This is a genomic window from Streptomyces sp. SID9727, from assembly GCF_010550605.1.
GTDB lineage: Bacteria > Actinomycetota > Actinomycetes > Streptomycetales > Streptomycetaceae > Streptomyces.
The window spans coordinates 41031-65556 of record NZ_JAAGNI010000363.1 but is presented as its reverse complement, the minus strand read 5'-3'; the positions used below and the strand labels follow the sequence as shown (position 1 = coordinate 65556).

The 24526-nt window shown below is 71.2% G+C and carries 19 protein-coding genes; 4 read left to right on the top strand and 15 right to left on the bottom strand.

Annotated features, from left to right (window positions below):
- Nucleotides 1–268 precede the first annotated feature (268 nt).
- The 6 genes from topA to G3I41_RS25580 form a co-directional block, all read right to left on the bottom strand.
- On the bottom strand, nucleotides 269–3109 hold the full coding sequence (topA, locus tag G3I41_RS25605) for a type I DNA topoisomerase (protein ID WP_164402725.1): 2841 nt from the start codon (nucleotides 3107–3109) through the stop codon (nucleotides 269–271).
- 338 nt (nucleotides 3110–3447) lie between these two features.
- A complete protein-coding gene (locus G3I41_RS25600; protein ID WP_164402724.1) occupies nucleotides 3448–3645 on the bottom strand; it encodes a hypothetical protein in 198 nt (65 codons plus the stop codon).
- A 1002-nt stretch (nucleotides 3646–4647) separates the two neighbouring features.
- A complete protein-coding gene (locus tag G3I41_RS25595; protein WP_164402723.1) occupies nucleotides 4648–6201 on the bottom strand; it encodes a class I SAM-dependent methyltransferase in 1554 nt (517 codons plus the stop codon).
- A gap of 120 nt (nucleotides 6202–6321) precedes the next feature.
- Nucleotides 6322–6978: a small secreted protein gene (locus G3I41_RS25590; protein WP_164402722.1), complete on the bottom strand. Its 657-nt coding sequence runs from the start codon at nucleotides 6976–6978 to the stop codon at nucleotides 6322–6324.
- A gap of 269 nt (nucleotides 6979–7247) precedes the next feature.
- Nucleotides 7248–7718 carry an ATP-binding protein gene (locus tag G3I41_RS25585; RefSeq protein WP_164402721.1) on the bottom strand — a complete coding sequence of 157 codons (471 nt, stop codon included), beginning with the start codon at nucleotides 7716–7718 and terminating at the stop codon, nucleotides 7248–7250.
- Nucleotides 7719–8008: 290 nt separating this feature from the next.
- Nucleotides 8009–8362 (bottom strand): STAS domain-containing protein, encoded by a 354-nt coding sequence (locus G3I41_RS25580; protein WP_003967428.1) that lies wholly within the window; start codon nucleotides 8360–8362, stop codon nucleotides 8009–8011.
- A 78-nt stretch (nucleotides 8363–8440) separates the two neighbouring features.
- On the opposite strand from G3I41_RS25580, the gene G3I41_RS25575 reads away from it, so the two are divergent.
- A complete protein-coding gene (locus G3I41_RS25575) occupies nucleotides 8441–10933 on the top strand; it encodes a DEAD/DEAH box helicase (RefSeq protein ID WP_164402720.1) in 2493 nt (830 codons plus the stop codon).
- 36 nt (nucleotides 10934–10969) lie between these two features.
- On the opposite strand, the gene G3I41_RS25570 is transcribed toward G3I41_RS25575, so the two are convergent.
- The 7 genes from G3I41_RS25570 to ssd all read right to left on the bottom strand — a co-directional run bounded on the left by G3I41_RS25570 (nucleotide 10970) and on the right by ssd (nucleotide 16136).
- A complete protein-coding gene (locus G3I41_RS25570) occupies nucleotides 10970–11374 on the bottom strand; it encodes an Rv3654c family TadE-like protein (protein WP_343242225.1) in 405 nt (134 codons plus the stop codon).
- A gap of 77 nt (nucleotides 11375–11451) precedes the next feature.
- The gene (locus tag G3I41_RS25565) at nucleotides 11452–11829 is read right to left on the bottom strand and encodes a TadE family type IV pilus minor pilin (protein WP_164402719.1); all 378 of its coding nucleotides are present in this window, start codon (nucleotides 11827–11829) and stop codon (nucleotides 11452–11454) included.
- A gap of 112 nt (nucleotides 11830–11941) precedes the next feature.
- The gene (locus G3I41_RS25560; protein ID WP_164402718.1) at nucleotides 11942–12145 is read right to left on the bottom strand and encodes a DUF4244 domain-containing protein; all 204 of its coding nucleotides are present in this window, start codon (nucleotides 12143–12145) and stop codon (nucleotides 11942–11944) included.
- Between the two features lie 67 nt (nucleotides 12146–12212).
- On the bottom strand, nucleotides 12213–13052 hold the full coding sequence (locus G3I41_RS25555) for a type II secretion system F family protein (RefSeq protein WP_239081838.1): 840 nt from the start codon (nucleotides 13050–13052) through the stop codon (nucleotides 12213–12215).
- Nucleotides 13049–13933, bottom strand: a complete 885-nt coding sequence (locus G3I41_RS25550) for a type II secretion system F family protein (protein ID WP_164402757.1) — start codon at nucleotides 13931–13933, stop codon at nucleotides 13049–13051. Before G3I41_RS25550 ends, G3I41_RS25555 begins: the two co-directional genes overlap by 4 nt.
- Nucleotides 13930–15078, bottom strand: a complete 1149-nt coding sequence (locus G3I41_RS25545) for a TadA family conjugal transfer-associated ATPase (protein WP_164402717.1) — start codon at nucleotides 15076–15078, stop codon at nucleotides 13930–13932. The genes G3I41_RS25550 and G3I41_RS25545 overlap by 4 nt, the downstream gene beginning before the upstream one ends.
- The gene (gene ssd, locus G3I41_RS25540; protein ID WP_164402756.1) at nucleotides 15075–16136 is read right to left on the bottom strand and encodes a septum site-determining protein Ssd; all 1062 of its coding nucleotides are present in this window, start codon (nucleotides 16134–16136) and stop codon (nucleotides 15075–15077) included. Before ssd ends, G3I41_RS25545 begins: the two co-directional genes overlap by 4 nt.
- A gap of 561 nt (nucleotides 16137–16697) precedes the next feature.
- Between ssd and G3I41_RS25535 the strand changes: the two genes are divergently transcribed.
- Complete coding sequence (locus G3I41_RS25535; protein WP_164402716.1) at nucleotides 16698–17537, top strand: HAD-IB family hydrolase; 840 nt, start codon at nucleotides 16698–16700, stop codon at nucleotides 17535–17537.
- Between the two features lie 380 nt (nucleotides 17538–17917).
- Here G3I41_RS25535 and G3I41_RS25530 read toward each other — a convergent pair whose 3' ends face one another.
- The gene (locus G3I41_RS25530; RefSeq protein ID WP_164402715.1) at nucleotides 17918–18742 is read right to left on the bottom strand and encodes an oxidoreductase; all 825 of its coding nucleotides are present in this window, start codon (nucleotides 18740–18742) and stop codon (nucleotides 17918–17920) included.
- A gap of 100 nt (nucleotides 18743–18842) precedes the next feature.
- Between G3I41_RS25530 and G3I41_RS25525 the strand changes: the two genes are divergently transcribed.
- Nucleotides 18843–19838 (top strand): ATP-binding protein, encoded by a 996-nt coding sequence (locus tag G3I41_RS25525; protein ID WP_164402714.1) that lies wholly within the window; start codon nucleotides 18843–18845, stop codon nucleotides 19836–19838.
- A 99-nt stretch (nucleotides 19839–19937) separates the two neighbouring features.
- Here the strand turns inward: G3I41_RS25525 and G3I41_RS25520 are convergent, their stop codons facing one another.
- Nucleotides 19938–21260 carry a hypothetical protein gene (locus G3I41_RS25520; protein WP_164402713.1) on the bottom strand — a complete coding sequence of 441 codons (1323 nt, stop codon included), beginning with the start codon at nucleotides 21258–21260 and terminating at the stop codon, nucleotides 19938–19940.
- A 282-nt stretch (nucleotides 21261–21542) separates the two neighbouring features.
- Between G3I41_RS25520 and G3I41_RS25515 the strand changes: the two genes are divergently transcribed.
- On the top strand, nucleotides 21543–24434 hold the full coding sequence (locus G3I41_RS25515) for a SulP family inorganic anion transporter (protein WP_164402712.1): 2892 nt from the start codon (nucleotides 21543–21545) through the stop codon (nucleotides 24432–24434).
- Nucleotides 24435–24526 lie beyond the last annotated feature (92 nt).

Here is a 24526-nt window from a genome sequence, read left to right as displayed (position 1 = left end):
CCCACGAGCCCAGCCACACGGTCCAGCCCGGCCGCGTCATCCGGCGCCGCCGCATCACCCAGCCCCGCCGCACCCTCCAGCGGCAGCCGCACGACCCAACCCCGCCGGCGCATGAGGCGCGGGGCCCGGGGCGGAGCCCCGAAACCCGCCCCATCGCGCAAACCGGCCCCGCCGGCGCATGAGGCGGGGGGCCCGGGGCGGAGACCCGGTTCCGAGAAGGGGCGGGGAGGCAACAAGCCCGCCGCAGGCGCTCCCCCGCCCGGACCGCTTACTCCTCCGCAGCAGCCTTCTTGGCCACAGCCTTCGACGCCGTGGCCTTCTTGGCGGTGGTCTTCTTCGCCGTGGTCTTCTTCGCCGCGACCTTCTTCGTCGCAGCAGCCTTCTTCGCCGGAGCCTTCTTGGCCGCGGCCTTCTTCGCCGTCTTCTTCTTCGCCGGCCCCTTCGCCCGCTTCTCCGCCAGCAGCTCGTACCCCCGCTCCGGCGTGATGTCCTCGACGCTGTCACCGGTGCGCAGCGTCGCGTTCGTCTCCCCATCGGTGACGTAAGGACCGAACCGCCCGTCCTTCACGACGACCGGAGCCCCGCTCACCGGATCCGTGCCCAGCTCCTTCAGCGGCGGCTTCGCCGCGGCGCGCCCCCGCTGCTTCGGCTGCGCGTAGATCGCGAGCGCCTCTTCGAGCGTGATGTCGAAGATCTGGTCCTCGGAAGTCAGGGACCGCGAGTCCGTGCCCTTCTTCAGGTACGGCCCGTAGCGCCCGTTCTGCGCGGTGATCTCGACGCCTTCGGCGTCCACGCCGACCACCCGCGGCAGCGACATCAGCTTGAGCGCGTCGGCCAGCGTCACCGTGTCGATCGACATCGACTTGAACAGCGAAGCCGTCCGCGGCTTCACCGCGTTCTTGCCGGTCTTCGGCGTTCCCTCGGGCAGCACCTCGGTGACGTACGGTCCGTAGCGGCCGTCCTTGGCGATGATCTGGTTCCCGCTGACCGGGTCCGCGCCGAGCTCGAAGTCGCCGCTCGGCTTGGCCAGCAGCTCCTCCGCGTACTCGACGGACAGCTCGTCGGGCGCCAGGTCCTCGGGGACGTCCGCGCGCTGGTGGCCCTCGGCGTCCTTCTCACCGCGCTCGATGTACGGGCCGTAGCGGCCGACGCGAAGCTTGATGTCGTTGCCGACGGGGAAGGACGAGATCTCCCGCGCGTCGATCGCGCCGAGGTCGGTGACGAGCTCCTTGAGCCCGCCGAGGTGGTCGCCGTCGCCGTTGCCCGCGTCGGAGGCCGCCCCCACTCCGGCCGTGTCGTCGCCCTCCTGCGTACCGAAGTAGAACCTCTTCAGCCACGGCACGGACTGGGCCTCACCGCGTGCGATGCGGTCGAGGTCGTCCTCCATGCGGGCGGTGAAGTCGTAGTCCACGAGCCGGCCGAAGTGCTTCTCCAGCAGGTTGACCACGGCGAACGAGAGGAACGACGGCACCAGGGCCGTGCCCTTCTTGAACACGTAGCCGCGGTCGAGGATCGTCCCGATGATCGAGGCGTACGTCGACGGGCGGCCGATCTCGCGTTCTTCGAGCTCCTTGACCAGCGACGCCTCGGTGTACCGGGCGGGCGGCTTCGTCGCGTGTCCGTCGACGGACAGCTCGTCGGCGGACAGCGCGTCGCCCTCGGTGACCTGCGGCAGCCGCCGCTCGCGGTCGTCCAGCTCGGCGTTCGGGTCGTCGGCGCCTTCGACGTACGCCTTCATGAAGCCGTGGAAGGTGATCGTCTTGCCGGAGGCGGAGAACTCGGCGTCCCGCCCGTCGCTCGCCCGGCCACCGATCTTGACGGTGACCGAATTACCGGTCGCGTCCTTCATCTGGGAGGCGACGGTCCGCTTCCAGATCAGCTCGTACAGCCGGAACTGGTCACCGGTGAGGCCGGTCTCGGCAGGGGTGCGGAAGCGGTCGCCGGAGGGGCGGATCGCCTCGTGCGCCTCCTGCGCGTTCTTGACCTTGCCCGCGTACGTACGCGGCTTCTCGGGGAGGTAGTTCGCCCCGTACAACTGCGTGACCTGCGCCCGGGCCGCGGAGACCGCGGTGTCCGAGAGGGTCGTGGAGTCGGTACGCATATAGGTGATGAAGCCGTTCTCGTACAGCTTCTGCGCGACCTGCATCGTGGCCTTCGCCCCGAAGCCCAGCTTCCGGCTCGCCTCCTGCTGGAGGGTCGTCGTACGGAAGGGCGCGTACGGGGAGCGGCGGTACGGCTTCGACTCGACGGACCGCACCGCGAACGCGGAGTCCGCGAGCGCGGCGGCCAGCGCCCGGGCGTTCGCCTCGTCCAGGTGCAGCGTCTGGCCGGAGGCGGACTTCAGCCGCCCGTCGGCGCCGAAGTCGCGGCCCTGGGCGATGCGGCGCCCGTCGACCGCGCTGAGCCGGGCGGTGAACGTGGACGGGTCGGAGGCGTCGCCGCCCCGCCCGGTGGCGAAGGTTCCGGTCAGGTCCCAGTACTCGGCGGAGCGGAAGGCGATGCGCTCGCGCTCCCGCTCGACGACGAGCCGGGTGGCGACGGACTGGACGCGGCCCGCCGAGAGCTTCGGCATGACCTTCTTCCACAGGACCGGCGAGACCTCGTAGCCGTAGAGGCGGTCGAGGATGCGGCGGGTCTCCTGGGCGTCGACCATGCGCTGGTTCAGCTCGCGCGGGTTGGCGACGGCGGCGCGGATCGCGTCCTTGGTGATCTCGTGGAAGACCATCCGGTGCACGGGGACCTTGGGCCGCAGGACTTCCTGGAGGTGCCACGCGATGGCTTCGCCCTCGCGGTCCTCATCGGTGGCGAGGAAGAGTTCGTCGGACTCGGCCAGCAGCTGCTTCAGCTTCCTGACCTGGGCCTTCTTGTCCGCGTTGACGACATAGATCGGCTGGAAGTCGTGCTCGACGTCCACGCCGAGCCGACGCACCTCACCGGTGTACTCGTCGGGCACCTCGGCGGCGCCGTTCGGGAGGTCGCGGATGTGCCCGACGCTCGCCTCGACAACGTATCCGGGGCCGAGATAGCCCTTGATCGTCTTCGCCTTGGCAGGCGACTCGACGATGACGAGTCGGCGGCCGCCCTGTGCGGTCTCGCTGGTCGGGGACAACTTCGCTCTTCTCTCCGGTCGACGCTCGGTGGGCATCCGGGGCAGCGCGAGGGCGCTGCCGACAGTGCTGTCGCTGCGGAGTGTGACGGTACAACCCGCCCCCGTGTCAAACGGCAAAAGCCCGCAACGGCCACTCGAACGGTAACCCGACTTCCGCCATTCCTGCCGCCCGGCCCGCTCGGTCCGCCGCGCACACGGCCGCCGCCTGCGGGTTTCGGCACTGTCCGGACCGCCCTGCCGACGCGGGGCCCGAGGGTCGGCCGGCCCGGGCGTGTTCCCGGCCCCACCGCCCGGCGATCGGGCAGGGCCGGTCGCGTACGCCTGGCGCGCGGACGCACTCACACGCGACCGAAGCACCACATTCCGAGGACGAGGAAAAGTACGCCGAACACAGTGGCGAGTGCGGTGGATACGAGAGGGCGCACCCCGTACGCCACCGGCGCGCGGTTCAGCACGCGCGCCCCCGTCCACAGCAGCAGCGCCGCACCGAACAGCGCGAACGTCGCTCCGGCGAGGACAGCGGGCCCGCTCTCCATTCCGTTACGCCTCCCTCTTTCCCTGCCGCATCTCGGGTACGCGGGGAGGCTCCCACCACGGAACGTCGCGGGCGCCAACACCGGGTGAACAGCAGCCCCTGCCACATCGCGTCGAGCGCGGCCTGCTCCCCCGTTCGAACAGAGCGAGCAGCACGCCGACGAGCAGGGCGTTCCCGGCGCCCGTCAGCAGTTACGCGGCGATCCCCCGACCGCCGAGCCGCACCGGGGGCCAACTGACGCACTGTGTCGGCGGCGTGAGTCAGCGGCAGCACGTTGCCGACGGGTTCTTCCGCACCACGTTCGCACCGGTACCGGTCAGGGAGCAGGAGAACGAAAGCGGCCACGTTCGATACGAGGAAGACGTCCCGGAGCCGCAGCCCGGGCGCCCCAGCGCCAGGCCGAACGCGGAGCGACCGGCAGCGGCGGCGAGCAGGACCGCGCCGGTGCCCCGGAAGAAGCCTCAAGCGGAATGTGGGGACCGAGCAGGGCGAAGCGGTCGTCGGCGCCGGCCGGCTGCCGTCCGGGGACGGCGGAGAAGAGAGGTTGCAGCAGCGGGCCGACGCGCAGGGCGCCGATGGACACGGGTGGTGTCGTCCCGTGGAAGCGCGCGTACGAGAGGACGACACCGATCAGCGCGTGCCTCCCTGCGGAAACGGTCCGGCGGCAGAGCCCGGGGGGCGGAACCGGAATCCGAGTGGCGGGCACGGACGGGTACGCGGCGGGCAACACCCGGGCGGCGGAGGGGACTGCGGACGCAGGTCCGGCGCGGGCCGCCGTGCCGGTTCGGGCAACGACGCGGGCCGCGGCGGCCCGCGCCCGCTGTTCGAGGGTCGATGCCGTACCCGCCGACGGCGTGTCGTAGCCGGGGGTGAAGTCCCCCGTCCCGGCACGACGACGGCGAGCAGCACGTAGAACGCCCCGAGCCACCGAGGGCGGCGTCCTACAGCGGGCTGATCGCGATGCGGGCCGTGCCGAGGGACACCTCGCCCAACTCGATCCGGCTCATCCGGTCACCGTCCGCCCGCCCGAAGGCAGCGGCTCCAGGAAGCCCTCCTCGACCAGCAGCCGGATGGCCTGCGGGGTGCGGTCCCGGAGCAGCACCGGGTCCTCGTTCATCAACTGGGCGATGGCGTCGAGGATCCGACCGGCAGGGAGCGAGCCGTCGCAGACACCGGCGAACCCGGCCCCGACCGCGTCGACCTTGGTGGCCCTGCGCATGCCCCGGTTCTGACGGAGCACCACATGCTCCGGATCCTCCGCCCCGGGGAGTCCCACCTGCTCCTGCACCACCTCGGCGGCCAGGGTGAAGTGGGCGGCGAGGAGCGCGGCGTCGTCCTGCTCGCGCAGATAGTCCAGGCGGGCGAAGTACGCCTCGATCGCGGGGCCGAGCGGCTGCTCCACCGCGTGCGGCCACTCCTCGATCACGACGGAGGGATGTCCGGCGGCGGCCGGGGCGGACTTCCTCAGCGTGATCCAGCCGAAGCCGACGCCCTTCGTCCGCCGCGCCTCGAACTCGTCCAGCCAGGCGTCGTACCGCGCCTCGTACTCCGCCGGGTCCGTGCGGTGGTCGCCGCTGTCGCGCAGCCACAGCTCGGCGTACTGCGTGACGTCCTGCACCTCGCGCTGCACGATCCAGGCGTCGCACCCCTCCGGGACCCAGGTGCGCAGCCGGTCCTGCCACTCCTCGCCCTCGGTATGCTCCCAGTTGGCCAGAAAGTGCGCGAAACCACCCTCGTTGAGACGGTCGCCGGTCTGCCTCACCAGGGTCCGGCACAGGTCGTCCCCGGCCATTCCGCCGTCGCGGTACGTGAGCCGGGCGCCCGGCGAGATGACGAACGGCGGGTTGGAGACGATCAGGTCGAAGGTTTCGGCGCCCACCGGCTCGTACAGCGAGCCCTCGCGCAGATCGGCCGGGGCAGCGCCGGACAGGGCGAGGGTGAGGCGGGTGAACGCGAGGGCGCGCGGATTGAGGTCGGTCGCCGTGACCCTGGTGGCGTGCTGCGCGGCATGCAGCGCCTGGATGCCGGAGCCCGTACCGATGTCGAGGGCGGAGCCGACGGCCTTGCGGACGGTGATCCCGGCCAGAGTGGTGGAGGCCCCGCCGATACCGAGGACGACGCCCTCCTCGCGCGAGCCGATCCCGCCGGCGCCCCCCACCGCGCAGCCCAGGTCGGAGACGATGAACCAGTCCTCGCCGTCCGGGCCGCCGTACGGCCGCACATCGACGGTCGCCCGCACCTCCCCGGCCGTCTCGGTCAGCCAGCCGTCCGCCACGCACTCCTTCAGCGGGAGCACCGCCGCCGCCCGCTCGATGGGCACGGGCCGCTGGAGGAGGAAGAGGCGCACCAGCGTGTCGAGCGGCGTGTCGCCACGCGTGGCCCGCATGGCCGGAACCGTCTCGCTGCGCGCCAGCGCGGCATACGCGGACGCGCCGAGCAGGTCGAGGAGCCCGTCGGCCGTGAACGCGGACGCGAGCAGGGCCTCGCGGAGCCGGTGCGCGTGGTCCGCCGCGGGAAGGTCTGCTGCGAAAAGGCTGGTGTTACTCACGTGCTCCATTGTGACGGCTCCCACTGACAACGGCAGCGACCCGGCCATCGCACCGGGTGTTCCCGGGGTGGCCGGGCCGCTCACCCGGTTTCCGTACGGTCTCCGCGGGCCGTGACGCCCGCCGCCCGGTTACGCCTTCTTGCTGGCGGACGCGGAGGGCGACGCTTCCTTCGACGGCTCGGTCGAAGGCTTGGCGGAGGGCTCGGAGTCGTCCGCCGAGCCGCCCGAGGGCGACGCCGAGGCCGTCGGCTTCTGGCAGCCCTCCTGCTTGGCCATCGCGGTGCCGACCTCACCGGACTGGAGCTTCTGCAGCGCCTGGTCACCGCTGGTGCTGATCTTGTTCAGCTCCTCCGCGACGCCCTTGAGGCCGTCGGCGAACTTGCCCTGGTCCTTCGTCTCCAGGTCGTCGACCTTCTCTTGGAGCTTCGCGTAGGCCGCGGAGGAGGCGTTGAGCTCCTTCACGGCCTCCTTCTGCGTGGTCTCGCCATCGTCCACCGGCGGCGGACCCGCCGAATCGACGGCCGATCCCAGTGCCTTGTACGCCTGCGAGATCTGTTGGAAGGCCGCGGAGTCGGTCTTCTGGACGTCGGCGGGCTTGCTGTTGTCGGAGGTCTGCTGCTGGATGGACGCATTGGCGTTCGCGATCTTCTGCAGCTGGGGCTGAACCTGGTCGCAGACCTTCTTGGCCCAGTCGTTCACCTTGTCGTCGCTGTCGTCGCTGCAGCCCGACAGTGCCAGTACGAGTACCGCACCGCCGGACAGCGCGGCTGCAAGCTTCTTGTTCACCGGTTTGGTCCCTTCCAAGGCTCTCGGCCCCGGAACTTACACGCCGAACGCCCTCCATCCGGGGGCCAGGCGTCCGTTACGCAGCCTTTTGCAGCCATTTGCACCAAGGGAAATGAGGGATACGCAACTCACCCGGACAGCCCTCACCGAGGCGAACACGCGAACGAATCTTCACCCTCATGGGAAGACAGCCGAGCGGGCACGGCGTCAGAAGGCCGCGGCTGCACACGAACTGATCACACGTCGCCCTCGAGGCGCACCGGCACCGCTCAGGGAAGGACGGCGACCGGCGTCTTCGGCCAGCTCATCCGGATCACTCCGCCGTCCGCACCGGACCGGACCTCCACGTCGTCAACGAGACCGCTGATGACCGCGAGGCCCATCTCGTCCTCGTCGTCGGCCTCGGCCTCGGGCTCGTCCAGCCCTCCCCCGGAGGTGGCGCCGCGTCGCCCGGAGACGCCTCCGGGAACGGAGCCGTCAGCGCCGGGGCCCGGCACCTCGTCCCCGACCTCGATGGCGAAGGCCTTCTCCTCCTCGATCAGGCGGACCATGACGGGAGCCGTGATGCCGTGGCTACGGTGCAGGCCGACGGCACGGCTGCACGCCTCGCCCACGGCGAGGCGGACCTCGTCGAGCACGGCCTCGTCGACTCCGGCCCTGCGCGCCACGGCCGCCGCCACGAGACGGGCGGTCCTGACGTGTTCGGGCTGGGCGCTGAAGCGGAGTTCAACGGTGGCCATGCGATCCCCCTCGAACGTACGTATGTGCATGCCCCGGCCAGGCCGTGGCTCGAAGCCCCGGCCAGACCTGCGGCCGTCGGCTCCCGGCACCGGAGCGGCCCGCCCGGACGGGTCGGACGGCTGACAAACAAACCGGCCGCGGGCCGCCGACCGGGTGATCCCGGCAGCCAGGGCAACCGCACTGCTCACGGCGGTACAGAGGCAACCCGCCCCGGCAGGCTCCCTCCGGAGCCGCCGCGGGCCGCCCGCCGCCGGACCGGCACGAACCGGCCCGGCGCCGGACCGGTAGGTCAGTCGGTGGCCGCGACGGCCTCGTCGACCGTGGTGTGGATGGGGAACACCTTGGTCAGACCGGTGATCCGGAAAATCTTGAGAATGCGCTCCTGGTTGCACACCAGGCGCAGCGAGCCCTCATGGGCCCGCACCCGCTTCAGGCCGCCCACGAGCACGCCGAGGCCGGTGGAGTCGAGGAAGTCGACGCCTTCCATGTCGACAACCAAGTGGTAGCTGCCGTCATTCACCAACTCGACCAACTGCTCGCGCAGCTTGGGCGCGGTATACACATCAATCTCGCCACCGACCTCGACGACCGTACGGTCGCCACCAGGGCCGGACACATTGCGAGTCGACAAGGACAGGTCCACGGATCCTCCAGCACCTTGCTATCGAGCGGTCGCCCCTCGGTCTCCCCGACGGAGCCGGGGGACGGATCGCCAGCCGCGATGGCATTCAATCACTTACCGGCAGCCATGCACGACGCCTTCGGACCATTGTCCGCCTCGCCAGTGACACACTCGGTGCCGATGGCCAAGAATCAACGCCCCAGTCGACCCCCGGGGAGTGGGGGCTCCCGCCCCTCTCCCGACATGGTCCTCGACCGGCTCGCCGCAGGGGCGGGCCGGGCCGCGCGCATCACTCATACGGAGCACTTGCCCCCGCGCGCGGGAACCCATGCAGTCTGGCCGGACCGCATCCGTCCGGAAGTGATCGCCGCCATCCAGAAGGCCGGCATCGAGCACCCCTGGGCCCATCAGGCGGCCGCCGCGGAGCACGCGCTGGACGGCACGTCCGTCGTGATCGCCACCGGAACGGCGTCCGGCAAGTCCCTGGCCTACCTCGCCCCGGTCCTCAGCGCCCTCCTGGACGGCTCAGAGGCCCCGAACGGGCGCGGCGCCACCACGCTCTACCTCTCCCCCACCAAGGCTCTGGCGGCCGACCAGCGGCGATCGGTCAAGACGCTCGCGACCCCACTGGGCAACGGCATCCGGCCCGCCGTCTTCGACGGCGACACGCCGGTCGAGGAGCGAGAGTGGGTACGCCAGTACGCCAACTACGTCCTCACCAACCCCGACATGCTGCACCGGGGCATCCTCCCGTCACACCCCCGCTGGTCCTCCTTCCTCCGGTCGCTTCGCTACGTCGTCATCGACGAGTGCCACACCTACCGGGGCGTCTTCGGCTCCCACGTCGCCCAGGTGGTGCGCCGGCTCCGCCGCCTCTGCTCCCGCTACGGTTCCGATCCCGTCTTCCTCCTCGCGTCCGCCACCTCCGCCGAGCCCGCCGTCGCGGCCGGCCGCCTCACCGGTCTCCCCGTCACGGAGGTGGCCGATGACGCCTCCCCGCGCGGCGAACTCGTCTTCGCCCTGTGGGAGCCCCCGCTGACCGAGCTGCACGGTGAGAAGGACGCCCCCGTGCGCCGGACCGCCACGGCCGAGACCGCCGACCTGCTCACCGACCTCACCCTCCAGGGCGTCCGTTCGGTCGCCTTCGTGCGCTCCCGGCGCGGCGCCGAGCTGATCTCCGTCATCGCCAAGGAGCGCCTCGCCGAGGTCGACCGCACCCTGCCGTCCCGGGTCGCCGCCTACCGCGGTGGCTACCTACCCGAAGAACGCCGCGCCCTGGAACGTGCCCTGCACTCCGGCAGCCTCCTGGGCCTCGCCGCCACCACCGCCCTCGAACTGGGCATCGACGTGTCCGGACTGGACGCCGTCGTGATATCCGGCTACCCGGGCACGAGGGCATCCCTCTGGCAGCAGGCGGGCCGGGCCGGCCGGGCGGGGCAGGGCGCCCTCGCCATCCTGGTGGCCCGCGACGATCCGCTGGACACCTTCCTCGTCCATCACCCAGAGGCCCTGTTCGAGCAGCCGGTGGAGTCGACCGTCCTGGACCCGGACAACCCGTACGTCCTCGCCCCCCATCTCTGCGCGGCGGCCGCGGAGCTGCCGCTCACCGATGACGACCTCCAGCTCTTCGGCCCGGCCGCACCGGGGCTCCTCCCCCAGCTGGAGACCGCCAGGCTGCTCCGCAGACGGCCGTCCGGCTGGCACTGGACCCGGCGTGAGCGCGCCGCCGACCTCACCGACATCCGGGGCGAGGGCGGTCGCCCCGTCCAGATCGTCGAGGAGGGCACCGGCCGGCTGCTGGGCACCGTGGACGAGTCCGCCGCCCACAGCGCCGTCCACAAGGGCGCCGTCCACCTCCACCAGGGCCGCTCCTACCTGGTCCGGAAGCTCGACCTGGAGGACTCCGTGGCCCTGGTCGAACAAGCCGACCCGCCGTACTCGACCACCGCCCGCGACACCACCTCCATCACCGTCCTGGACACCGACACGGAGATCCCCTGGGGGAACGGCCGCCTCTGCTACGGGTCCGTCGAGGTCACCAACCAGGTCGTCTCCTTCCTCCGCCGCAGGCTGATCACCGGCGAGGTGCTCGGCGAGACCAAGCTGGACCTGCCGCCCCGCACCCTGCGCACCCGTGCCGTCTGGTGGACGGTGACCGAGGACCAGCTCGACGCCGCCCGGATCAACCCCGAGATCCTCGGCGGCGCGCTCCACGCCGCCGAGCACGCCTCGATCGGCATGCTGCCGCTCTTCGCCACGTGTGACCGCTGGGACATCGGCGGGGTGTCCGTCCCGCTGCACCCCGACACCCTGCTGCCGACGGTCTTCGTCTACGACGGCCACCCGGGGGGCGCCGGGTTCGCCGAACGCGCCTTCCACACCGCCCATGAGTGGCTGTCGGCCACGCGCCTGGCCATCGCGTCCTGCGAGTGCGATGCGGGCTGCCCGTCCTGCATCCAGTCCCCCAAGTGCGGCAACGGCAACGACCCCTTGCACAAACGAGGCGCCGTCCGGCTCCTCACGGAGCTCCTCCGGTCCGCGCCGGGCGGGCCGCCCGAGGACGACGGCCCCGCCCCTCCCGCGGGAGCCTGAGCGCCACGCCGGGAGGCCATGGCGAAGGATCGGGCGCTACGCCGGAGGGCTCGGGCCCGCCGATTGCATCCGGTCCCGGCCGCCCGGCTGACCCCGGCCTGCCCCGGGCGGAGGCAGGCCCGCCGGAGGAACCCCCTCCGGCGGGCCTGCCCGGGACCTGACCTGCGGCGCATACGGCCCCAACCGCACCCGGGCCGTCACATCGGCGACCTCGCCCAGGACCGCGCACCGCACCACCTCCGCCCCCTGGGCCCTGGCCACCTCCTCGGCCGACGCGCAGGCCGGCTCCACACCTTCCAGCGCCCGGTCCGCCGCCGCCAGCGCCGCCAGATCGGCCGCAGCCCCGGCCCGGTGCCGAACCGCCACCACCTGTCCGAGCGCCAGAACCACCGCGAACACTGTGCACAGCGTCACCGTGGTCACCGCCGCCCACACGGTCACCAGCCCCTGGTCCCCGTGCGGCGCCCGCCACCGGCCCCAGCATCGGACCGGGGCTCCGATCCACCGACGCCTCCCCCTCACCGGTCACCCCGGTCCATCGCGGGGTTCGGCCCGCCCGCGGCGGTAGCGGCGGCTGCGACCGGCGCGTCCTCGGCCGCGGCCGCCGCCTCCGCCCTCAGCGCCACGGCAAGGCGCCCGAGCCCAGGCGTCGGGGCGGTCACCGTCACCCGCCACAGCGCTCCGGCCCGCTCCACCTCGACCGAAGCCCCGCTCGGCGCCGCGGAAAGCGCGGCCTCCCGCACCTGGGGCGCCGGCTCCGAACGGGCTGCGGCACGCGCACCGGACCGGGCCGCGTCCACACAGCGAATCTGGGCGGACGCTGCCATCAGCGCCCAGAGCAGGGCCAGGGCGAACACCACCAGCACCGGAATCACCATGGCGGCTTCCGCCGTCACCGCCCCCCGATCGCCGAGCCGCCTGCCGCCCGGCACGACGCCCGGGCACCGTCCGTTCCCCTCACGGCTCGGCCGGCCTCCGGGCCCGGTCCGCGCTGCCCTCGCACCAGCCTCAGAACTTCGCATCAAGCGCGCCCTTCAGCAGCGACTGCAACTGGGACATCACCGCCGCGCTGGTGACGACCTTGTAGAGCACGGCGGCAAACGCACAGGCCGCGATCGTGCCCACCGCGTACTCGGACGTCGTCATTCCGCTGTCTGCCCGGAACCGTGCGAGACGGACCACGGACCGCGTCCACTTCTTGATCTTGCGCATCACTTCAAACCCCCGACACATCGACTACGTACACGACTGAACTGGCCCAACGTCTTTGCCTTCCGGACTACGCCGGCTGAAGCAGGCCACCGGCCAGCCCGATGACCACGGGCGCCACCCCCACCGCCAGGAACGCGGGAAGGAAGCAGAGCCCCACAGGCGCGGTGACCATCACGGCGGCCCGCTGCGCCCGCGCCGAGGCCGCCCTCGCCCGCTCGGCCCGCAGTGCCTCGGCGATCCGGGCCACCGGCTCCGCCGCCGGGGCACCGGTCGAACCCGCCCGGTCCAGGCAGCCGGCCAGGGCGGCGGCTCCCGGTATCTCGCCGAACCTCCTCCAGGCGACAGCCGGGTCTCCGCCGAGCCGGATCTCCGCCGCCGTCCGGGCGAGCTGATCGCCCACCGGACCGCCCAGGGACTCCCCCACCGCCTCGGCCGCCTCCACCGGGCCGGCGCCGGCGGAGAGGCAGGCCGCCAGCAGGTCCGCCGCCGTAGGCAGTTGTCGTGCCGCCTCCGCCGCTCGGGCTTTCGTCTCGGCGGCGATCCGCGCGGCGCGTCCGAGTCCCTTTCGCTGCCATCGCCGGCCGCCATAGGCCGATCCCAGGCCGACCGCCCATCCCACCGGGCCGCCCACGAGGAACCACCCCGCCAGCACGACCGCCGCCAACACCACCCACGGCCTGACCGAGGCGACGGAGAGAGCCCGGCCCGCCCGGGGTCCGGACTGTCGGAAGGGGCCCGTCCAGACACCAGGAACCGCCCCCTCCGCCGCCAGAAGGCGCTCGCCCCGACGCCTCACCCGCCGCCCGGCCCGTCGCCGCGTCAACGGAAGGACCACTCGGGCATACACGCACAACGCCACCCCGACGGCTTCCGCCGCCTGGACGCCCCCGTCGGCCGAAGCACTCATACCGCTTCCCCCGACCGGACGATCCGGGCAGCCCAGAAAAGACCACACGCCTCCAGCAGGCCGCCGGTCACCAGGCAGACAAGGCCGACGGTGCTGTGCAACAAGACCGTCAACGGGTCCGCGCCCAGCGCGGCACCGAGCCCCAGACCGAGTACGGGGAGCAGGGCGAGCACTCCGACCGTCGACCACGCCCCCGCCAGCTGCGCTCGCAGCTCATCCCGTTGACGACGCTCGGCGCGCAGGGCGCTTTCCAGCCGGCCCAGGCCCGCCGCGAGCCCGGCGCCGCTGCCCACCGCCACCCGCCAGCAGGCGGCCACTCCGGCCAGCCCGCCGAGCCCCGGTATCTCCGCTGCCTGGACGAGTGCTCGCGGCACGTCGCCCCCGAACCGCGCGGCGGCCGCCACCCGGAAACCGGTTTCACCCATGCCGTCCGAGCCGCGCACCGCGACGAGCAGCGCCTCCCCGGGCTCGCGACCGGCCCTCAGCTCGCCGACCAGCGCACCGCACAGGTCCACCACTCCGTTCGCCCGGGCCTCCCGTTCCTCGCGCGACCGCCTCTTCAGCAACCACCTCCGTGCCAGGGGAACGGCGGCGGCCCCCGCAAGCAGCGGCAGTACGGACTGTCCGAGCACCGCCGGCACCGAAGCCACCGGGAGACACAGCCACTCCCACCGCCCTCGCAGCCGCCCCTCGATCCAGCCGCGGGCCCTCCACCACCTCTCTCCGCCCGGCGTCCGCTCGCCCCCGTCGGTCAGCAGCGCCCGCGCCCTGCGCGACGGCCGACTACCGCCCATCACCGCCAGCCACGCGGCCATCGCCGCACACAGTGCTGCGGCGTGCACCACGTCCGGGACCCCGACCCGCGCCGTATCCCCGGTCACCACGCACTTCCGATGAGTTCATTCAGCCGCTCCCAGCCCCGCTGCCGCTCGAAGCCCGTGACACCCCACCGCAGCGCCGGAACGGTCAGCACCAGCCCGGCCGCATCCCGCTCCAGCACATGGATGTCCGCGATCCGTCTGCGTCCCGCCCGGTCCCGTACGAGGTGGACCACGACCGACAGAGCCGCCGCCAGTTGACTGTGCAGCGCCAGCCGGTCGAGCCCCGCCGCAGTTCCCAGCGCCTCCAACCGTGCCGGAACATGCCCGGCAGCATTGGCATGAACCGTCCCGGATCCTCCCTCATGTCCCGTGTTCAGGGCGGCCAGGAGCTCGGTCACCTCGCTTCCTCGTACCTCACCGACCACCAGCCGGTCAGGGCGCATACGCAGGGCTTGTCGCACCAGGTCCCGAAGGGTCACCCGTCCGGCGCCCTCCTGATTCGCGGGGCGCGACTCCAGCCGGACGACGTGCGGGTGGTCCGGTCGCAGCTCTGCCGAGTCCTCGGCGAGCACGATCCGCTCCCGCTCCCCCACCGCCCCCAGCAGGCTCGAAAGCAGAGTCGTCTTCCCCGCCCCCGTCCCGCCGCTGATCAGGTAGGAGACCCTCGCCTCCACCAGCGCCCTCAGCACCCGGTCGCCTCCGGGCGGCACGGTGCCGGCCTCGACCAGCTCCGCCAGCGAGAAGGCCCGGGGCCTGACCACCCGCAGTGACAGGCACGTCGACCCGACCGAGACCGGGGGCAGCACAGCGTGCATGCGAGTGCCGTCCGGCAGCCTCGCGTCCACCCAGGGCCTGGCGTCATCGAGTCGGCGTCCCGCCACGGCCGCGAGCCGCTGGGCCAGTCTGCGGACCGCGGCCGCGTCCGCGAAGGACACCTCGGTGAGTTCGAGTCCACCACCCCGGTCCACCCAGACCCGGTCGGGCGCGGACACCAGAACGTCGGTGACATCAGGGTCGGCGAGGAGCGGCTCAAGCACCCCGGTGCCGATCAGCTCCCCTCTCAGTTCATCCGCGCGGCCGAGCACCTCAGCCGTGCCGAGCAGACGTCCCTGCGCCCGCAGAGCGACGGCGACCGCGGCCGGGGTCGGAGCGGTGCCGCTGGAGGCGAGCCGTTGCCTGACCGCGTCGAGCAGCGCCTCGGTCATGGGGTGCCCCCGGCGACCGAACCGCCGGCACCCTCTTCTACGAGCGCCTGTTCCCAGAAGGCGGCGCAGAACCTGGCCAGCGGGCCGCGCCCATTGCCGCCGGGTGGTTCTCCGATGTCCTGCTCGGCCGACAGGCCCCTCTCCAGCGGGACCTCGCCGGCCAGCGGCAGACGCATGGCCCGGGCCACCCATTGCGCGTCGAGCCCAGGGGCATACGGTCCCCGCGCCACCACCCGCAGATCGTCGAGCACCATCCCGGCCATCGATGCCACCCGCTTCGCCGCCGCGACCGCGCGCAGCTCTCCGGGAACGACCACGAGCCCGAGGTCCAGTTGGGCAAGGGCCTCGGCCACCGCTTCGTCCACCCGGCGCGGCAAGTCGACCACCACCACCCCGCCGAGCCTGCGCGCCGCGGCCAGCACAGCCCGCATCGCGGGCGGCGGGATCACCACCCAGTCGTCTCGGCCCCAGCTGAGCACCCGCAGTCCGTGCAGCGCGGGCAGCGACTCCTCCAGCGCACCCCCGCCGACCCGGCCTCGGGAATGAGCGAAATCCGGCCATCGCATGCCCTCCGCCCGTTCGCCGCCGAGCAGCACGTCGATGCCGCCGCCCAGCGGGTCCCCGTCGATGAGCATGGTGCGCCGGCCCGCTCTCGCCGCGGTCACCGCGAGGGCGCAGGCCAGTGTGGACGCACCCGCGCCGCCCCGGCCCCCGAGCACCCCGACCGTGACCGCTGGCCGGCCGACACCTTCCGACGCATTGGCAATCTGGTCGACAAGCCAGGTCTCGGAGTCAGGCAGCCGGATCACATACTCGGCGCCGATCTCGACCGCCCGACGCCACACGTCCGGCACGTCCTGGCCCCGACCCACGACCATGACGCCCCGCCTGCGCGCCGCTCCGCGACACCGTGCCGCCGCGTCGTCACCGACGAGGACCATGGGCGCCTGCTCCCACCCGTCTCGATGGTCAGGCAGCGCGTGGTGCACCTCGGGTTCCGCGCCGGCGGCGGCACACAGCCTCAGCAGGTCGTCGAGCAGGTCCACGTCCTCGGTCACGATCAGCGGTCCGCCCCGCCGCGCGGTAACAGCCGCCCATCGGTCCTGCGCACTGGATTCGGCCACACTCTCCCCCTCGATCACTCACCTTCGCCGCGGTTCGCGGCGATCTCGGAGCCCTCCGAGAACGGCGATTCCGGTACCCGTGGAGTTCACAGGTGGAATCACGGTGCAGCGCTTCCGGAAATGATGTGGATCTTGGTCGAAATCCGTGGACAACTCAGAGGTTGTGAATAACTTCGTCGCTCATACCGGTGACTTCCCGGCGCGACCCTTTCGCTACCCAGCGTCACGACGCATGCTGAAGTGAGTCGTCGGCGGACACGGCCGGCACGGAGCAGAGGGCGGAGAAAAGGTCGATTCCGAGCGACAAACCGCGTCCGGACATGCGACGACCCCCGCCGGGGGGGAGAGCGGGGGTCGTCCCCACGGCCGACTCGGGGGGGGGAGGAGCCGGACCGGGTTAGCACGGTCGCGAACGATCCGTGACTTCCATGGTGTACCCGAGGCCCTTGTCAGGCAAACCCACGCGCCGGGGTTTACGCCGAATGGCGGGCCCCTATGCTCTGCCATGTGGAAAACCGCTTCTTGCCGCGCACAGCCGCCTTCTTTGACCTGGACAAGACGGTCATTGCGAAGTCCTCGACGCTGACCTTCAGCAAGTCCTTCTACCACGGCGGGCTGATCAACCGCCGCGCGGTGCTGCGTACCGCGTACACACAGTTCGTGTTCCTTGCCGGGGGCGCGGATCACGACCAGATGGAGCGGATGCGCGAATATCTCTCGGCGCTCTGCAAGGGCTGGAACGTGCAGCAGGTCAAGGAACTCGTGGCCGAGACTCTGCACGAACTGATCGACCCGATCATCTACGACGAGGCCGCAACCCTCATCGAGGAGCACCACACCGCCGGCCGCGACGTCGTGATCGTCTCGACCTCGGGCGCCGAGGTGGTCGAGCCGATCGGCGACCTGCTCGGCGCCGACCGCGTCGTCGCCACCCGCATGGTCGTCGGTGACGACGGCTGCTACACGGGCGAGGTGGAGTACTACGCGTACGGCCCCACGAAGGCAGAAGCCGTCAAGGCGCTCGCGGAGTCCGAGGGATACGACCTGGCTCGCTGCTACGCGTACAGCGACTCGGCCACCGATGTGCCGATGCTGGAATCGGTCGGCCATCCCCACGCGGTCAACCCGGACCGCGCGCTGCGACGGGAGGCCACACTCCGGGAGTGGCCCATTCTCACCTTCGACCGGCCGGTCCGCCTCAAGCAGCGCCTCTCGGCATTTTCCCTGCCACCGCGTCCGGCGCTCATGGCCGCGGCAGCCGTGAGTGCGGCCGCGCTCACGGCAGGAGCCGTCTGGTACGCCACCCGCCGACGAGTCGGCGCGACTTCCGCCTGACCTGATCGACCGAACCGACTCGTCCGTAATTGAACCCAAAAGTAAAGAAGTGCGGCCAGCACTACCGCTCCACCGCCCCCGGGAGTACAAAGGACTCAACGGCCCGCGAGACCAAGGACATCCGCGAGGATGACCTGAATGACGCAGCAAAGGCCCCCGGACCGCGCATGAAAACCCGGCACCCACGCGACGTCGACCCGTCGATTACGGGCCAGCCACACCAGGAGCGGGCAAAGACTCCGACCTGATGGGCATATATCGAGGACGCTTGGTAACCGGGCGGACGTGCCAGCGGCGGTACCGAGACCGGTACCGCCGCAACCATGCACGGCGCCGCACGTCAGCGACCGGACAGCACCGTCGGGGCGCGGCGATCCGCGTTATGCGGCCCCGCGCTGCAGCGCCTCGCACACGGCTGTCGATTCCCTGACTCCGAGTTCCGCCGAGCGCCCGCAATGCCTGATCCAGACGGCCATACCCTCCGGCGTGCCGGACAGGTAACCGTCGAAGGCAGCCGCGTAGGCCGCCCACCCCTGCTCGGCGTGCCCGACTTCGGCCGGGCAGATCGACTTGGGATCGAGCCCGCTTCCGACCAGCACGATCCGCTCCGCCGTACGTGCCACCAGGCCGTTGTGCGAACCGAAGGGGCGCAGTGCCAGCAACTCTCCGTGGACGACGGCGGCGGTCACCAGAGCGGGGGCCTCACTCCCCGAAAGGATGATCCTGCTGAGACCGTCCAGCCGGCCCGCGACCTCGTCCGCGTCCGGCAGTGGGGCTTCGATCAGGGGCTCGTCCACCGACTCCCCCGCTAGCCGAGGCCGCCCGACCGCGTCCTCCGGGGCGGCGCTCCCCGCCGCGACCAGGTGAAGCCGAGCCAGCACCCGCAACGGTGACTGTCGCCAGACAGAGAGAAGCTGCCCCGCCTCCGCCGTCAGGCGAAGCGCGGCACCGACCACACGCGCCTCGTCGTCACCGCTGAAGTCGGTGCGTCGGCGCACCTCTTCGAGGTTCCAGTCCGCACCGGAAAGTGCAGCCGATCCGCGCGCGCCCCGCAGAGCGGCCTCCGCAGTGACTTCGTTGCTGCGGCGTCGCATCACACGGTGGCCGTAAACGCGGTCCACCGCCTTGCGTACGGAGTCCACCGCGTCGGCCACGCCCGGCAGAGCGCCAAGAGCGACGAGCGGATCCGAGGAAGTCGTACTCATAAGTAGCGAGGCTACGCGCCTCCTGCCCGTCCACCGGCCAGGAGTGGCCTTCTTCACGAAACCGGAACTCATAGCAATCGATCGGCTACCCTAGGTGAACATGAAGATCGCTTTCGTAGGGAAGGGCGGCAGCGGAAAGACCACGCTGTCCTCGCTCTTCATCCGCCACCTCGCCGCCAATGAAGCCCACGTCGTCGCGGTGGACGCCGACATCAACCAGCACCTCGGAGCCGCGCTCGGCCTCGCCGAGGACGAATCCGCAGCACTGCCCGCGATGGGTGCCCAGCTGCCACTGATCAAGGAGTACCTGCGCGGCAGCAATCCGCGCATCGCATCGGCCGAGACGATGATCAAGACGACGCCGCCGGGCGAGGGCTCCCGCCTCCTGCGCGTGCGCGAGGACAACCCGATCTTCGACGCCTGTGCCCGTACGGTGCGGCTCGACGACGGAGACATCCGGCTGATGGCCACGGGGCCGTTCACCGAATCGGATCTGGGCGTGGCGTGCTACCACTCGAAGGTCGGCGCGGTCGAGCTCTGCCTCAACCACCTCGTGGACGGCCCTGACGAGTACATGGTGGTCGACATGACCGCAGGCTCGGACTCCTTCGCCTCAGGGATGTTCACCCGCTTCGACATGACGTTCCTCATCGCCGAACCGACCCGCAAGGGCGTCTCCGTGTACCGCCAGTACAAGGAGTACGCACGGGACTTCGGCGTGGATCTCAAGGTGGTCGGGAACAAGGTGCAGGGCGAGGACGACCTGGACTTCCTGCGCTCCGAGGTGGGCGACGACCTACTGGTGACGGTCGGCCATTCCGACTGGGTGCGAGCCATGGAAAAGGGCCGGCCGGCACGCTTCGAGCTGCTCGAGGCAGACAACCGGATGGCCCTGCAAGCCTTGCAGAACGCGGCGGAGGACTCGTACGGGCGGCGGGACTGGGGCCGCTACACGCGCCAGATGGTGCATTTCCACCTGCGGAACGCGGAGAGCTGGGGGAACGAGAAGACCGGGGCGGACCTCGCCGCGCAGGTCGACCCCGGCTTCGTACTGGACGAGCGCTTCCTGCACGCCGAAGCCACCCAGCCCGCGTGAACGACTGAACTTCCGGGCGGGACGGCCACGGCGCCGCCGTGGCCCCGGCAGACGGACGGCGCCGGGCATGCGTCCGCCCGGCGCCCGGAGCCACCGGGTCTAACGACCGGCCGGATTGCCCGCGGCTGCGTCCGGGGCCTGCGAGGCCTGTCGTTCCCGGGCCACGCCCGCCCTGAGGAACGCCGGCCAGCCCGCCTCGGGTGCCTGACCGACCTTCAGCGTCCGAAGCTTCGCCAGAGTCGCCGGGTCCTGGGCGTCGAGCCAGTCCGCCAGCTGCCGGAACGAAACGCAGCGCACGTCCCTTCTGGTGCAGACCGCAGCGATCGTCTGCTCGATGGCACGCATGTACGTGCCACCGTTCCAGGACTCGAAGTGGTTGCCGATGATCAGTGGCGCGCGGTTGCCGTCATACGCGCGGTCGAACGCCTGGAGCAGGCCGTCACGCATCTGGTTTCCCCAGTACTCGTGCTTGTCGGGGTCGCCCTGCGTCGTTCCGGACTGGTTGAACATGAAGTTGTAGTCCATCGACAGCGTTTCGAAGTCGCGCCCCGGGACCGGGACCAATTGCATGGAGAGATCCCAGACCCCGTTCGTCTTCCGGGGCCACACCTGATCGTTGACACCGCTGGAGTCGTAGCGGAACCCCATGGTGCGTGCCGCTGCCACCATGTTCTTCTGCCCCTCCAAGCAGGGGGTACGACCGCCGACGAGTTCCTTGTCGTAGTCGAAGGGCAGCGCCTTCTCGTCCTTGAGGACCGGGTCGTTGGTCTTCCAGCCCTTCACGAATGACTTGGCCTGGCTGATCTCGCTCTTCCACTCCTCGACGGACCAGGTGCCTACGCCGCCGTCCTTGCCGCAGAAGTGTCCGTTGAAGTGGGTGCCGATCTCGTTGCCGTCCTGCCAGGCCCCTCGGAGCTGGGTCAGGGTGTCACGGATGCCCTTGGTGTCGTTGAAGCCGATGTCGGAAGCGCCGGCGTTGTGCTTGGGCGGGTCGTACTGGGCCCGCTTCCCCTCCGGCAGCAGATATACGCCGCTGAGGAAGTACGTCATCGCTGCGTCGTACTTCTTGCCCACCTCTCGGAAGTGCGAGAAGAGCCGCTGACTGTCCTCGCCCGCCCCGTCCCACGAGAACACCACGAACTGCGGGGGCTTCTGACCCGTCGCCAGGCGCTCCACAGCCGGTTGCGCGGGCTGAACGCCCGTGAAGGCGGTGGAACCATCGCCAATGGCCCGGAACACACGCTTGGGCGCAACCTCAGCCCCCTTCTTCTTCTCTCCCGCGGCGCCGTTCACGGCCCCGAGGCCGGAGCGCTCCGCGCCGGGACTGGCGCACCCCGCCGCACCCGCGACCAGTACAACGGCCATGACGCCCAGGCCGATCCTTTTCCTGGCGTTCATCGCCTTCTTCGCGGCGGCCATCATCCGCCCACCTCTTTCTCGCAGGTAGCTTGCGCCGGGTGCCGACACGAGGCCGCCAAAGTCGCACGCACGGTCCAAGAGCCAGCACGACAGGCCGAATGAAAAGCTGACTATTCACCGGAATGGGTGACCGCATAGACCATTTACTCTCAATCCTGGACACAGCTCTTTACCCTCCATTACTGTCTGTTTACCGAGAGTTGAGATATCCCGCCGCTGCACGCCATGACCCACGGCCGCGTCATCGAGTTCCACGACCGCGCTGTCCAGGAGGAGACGGGAAATATGTCTGCCTGCGTACCCACTCGCCACGAACACTCGTCCCGCAGTTCGCGCCCTTCCCGGTCCTCGGGAGTGAAGCGCCCACACAGCCCGCCCCCGCCGCCGCACGGCGGACGATTCCGCGTCTCGGGCGCCGATGTATCCGCGTCCATCACTGTCTTCCTGCTCGCCATTCCCATGTCACTCGGCCTTGCTGTGGCCATGGGAGCCCCTCTGGAGGCGGGCCTCATCTCCGCCGCAGTCGGAGGCATCGTCGCCGGACTCCTCGGCGGCACGCCCCTGCAGGTCTCCGGCCCGTCCGCCGGACTGACCGTGGTCACCGCAGAGACGATCCAGGTCTACGGCTGGCGCACCACCTGCGCCATCACGATCGGGGCGGGCCTGCTTCAGCTCGCGCTCGGCTCACTGCGAGCGGCCCGCAGCGCACTCGCCGTCAGCCCCGCCATCGTCCACGGCACGCTCGCAGGCATCGGCGTGGCCATCGCGCTCGCTCAACTGCACATCGTGCTGGGCGGTTCACCGCAGAGCTCGGCGATCTCCAACGTGCTGCATCTTCCCGATCAACTGGCACGTGTCAGTCCCGCCGCCCCATTGATCGGCGCGCTCACCGTAGCCGTCCTCGTCCTGTGGCCCATGCTGCCCGGACGGACCGGGCGGTTCCTGCGCCGGGTTCCGGCAGCCCTGGCCTCCGTGGGTCTGGCCACAGCCGTGGCCGCGTGGGCGGCACCGTCGATCGCCCGGGTCGATCTGCCCTCCTGGCGTTCGCACGCCCTGCCCGAAATGCCGCACGGGCCGGTGCTCGGCCTGGCTACAGCCGTGTTCACGATGATGCTGGTCGCCAGCCTGGAGTCACTGCTCGCCGCTGTCGCCGTGGACAAGCTGGCCGCCGACCGCAGCCGTGCGCACTCGGCGCATTCGCCGGCGGGGACCGGAGAGGTACAGGGCGACGAGACAGGCGAGAACGGCGACCGCCCGGCCGCTCCCGGCGCCCCCGCCACCGGGCCGATCACCACCCGCACCGGCCCGGACCGCGCCGAGCGGCCCGCTCCCCCCTTGCTCAAACGCTCCGACCTCGACCGGGAGCTACGCGCTCAAGGCGTCGCCAACGCCGTGTCCGGCCTGCTCGGGGGACTCGCGGTCTCCGGTGGAGCTGTGCGCAGTTCAGCGAACGTCAGAGCCGGGGCGACCAGCCGAGCGTCCACCGTGCTGCACGGTGTATGGATCTTGGTCGCATCCGGTCTGCTCGTCACCTTGCTGGAGCGCATCCCCCTGGCCGCGCTGGGAGCGCTGGTGATGATGGTGGGCCTCAAGATGGTGAGCCTGGCGCACATCCGCAATGTCCATAAGCACCGGGAGTTCCTGGTGTACGGCGCGACGATCGCCGGGGTGCTCGTCGTCGGCGTCCTCAAGGGCGTAACCATCGGCGTCGCCGTGGCAGTGGCCGTCGCCTTGCACCGTCTGGGCCGGACCCGGATCTCGGTGTCCGAGCAGAACGGACAGCATCTCGTGGTCGTGCGCGGCCAGTTGACCTTCCTGGCCGTCCCACGCCTCAGTCGGGTCCTGGGGCGTCTCCCCCAAGGCGCCGATGTGGTCGTGGAGTTGGACGGCTCGTTCATGGATCACGCCGCATACGAGACGATCCAGGACTGGAGCAACGCCCATGCGGCCCACGGCGGCCAGGTGGCGTTCGCCGGGAGGGCGGGCGGCAGGATCGCCGAGCCCGCCGCGGCAGCGCACTCCTGCTGCCGGCCCTGGACCCCTTGGCGCAACCACCACTGCCACGACCAGCCCGAACACGCCCCTCCCCCGGAGGTTGGCGAGGATGCCTCGGCGACCGAGGCCGAGGAGTACACGGCGAGCGACCCGGATCTGGCCCACCGGCCCAGCGCCGCACGCACAGCCGGCACGGCAGCAGCCTCCGCCGGGATCGCCACCGCCATCAGCCCGGCCCCGGGCAGCCCAGCTTCCACCTCCGCCCCGCCTGACACCGGCCCCAGCACCGGTCCCACCGCGCCACCCGAGCCCACTCCATCCCTTCACCAGCCCCTATCCCCCTCGCGGACAAGGACCACCGCGCCCGCCACCCCCACCGCCTCCACCCCCTCCCCTCACGCGCCCCCCGCCCCGCACGCGGAGCGCCTCGAGCAAGCCGCCTCCGCCCAGCAGCGCGCATTCGCCCGCCGCCCCTCACGCGCAGCCCGCGATCACCGGCTGGTCAGGGGTCTCAGCTCGTTCCAGCGCGATACGGCGCCCCTGGTCCGGGGGGAGCTGGCGCGATTGGCCAAGGAGGGCCAGCGTCCCTCACAGCTCTTCATCACTTGCGCGGACTCACGCCTGGTGACGAGCATGATCACGGCCAGCGGCCCGGGCGACCTGTTCACCGTGCGGAACATCGGCAACCTGGTGCCCCCTCCCGACGCCGAAGAGGGCGACCACTCCGTGGGAGCCGCGATCGAGTACGCGGTGGACGCGCTCGGCGTCGAGTCCATCACCGTCTGCGGCCATTCGGACTGCGGTGCCATGAACGCGCTGCTGGGCGCCGCACCGAAGGCCCCGGACACATCTCTGTGGCGCTGGCTCCGGCACGGGCTCCCCAGCCTGGCCAGGGTGACCTCGGCAGGCGACACCCCGGCCCGCCTCTCCGGGCGGCCGCCGGCCGACGTGGTGGAGCAGCTCTGCCTGGTCAACGTCGTCCAGCAGCTCGACCACCTGCGGGCCCACCCATCGGTGGCGCGCCGGATCGCCGACGGCACCCTTCAGCTCCACGGCATGTACTTCCACGTCGCCGAGGCCCAGTCGTATCTGCTGGACGAGAGCGAGGGGAGCGGCACGACCGAGGTGTTCGACCCGATCACGCCGACGTGCCCGGCCGAGCCGGCCCGTACCGACGTCTGAACCGCAGGCACCTCGGATCCGTAGGACCTAGTGATCCCGTTTCCGTGTCGGAGCGATCACACCGGCGGTTTGCGTCACCGTGCCGCCGCGGC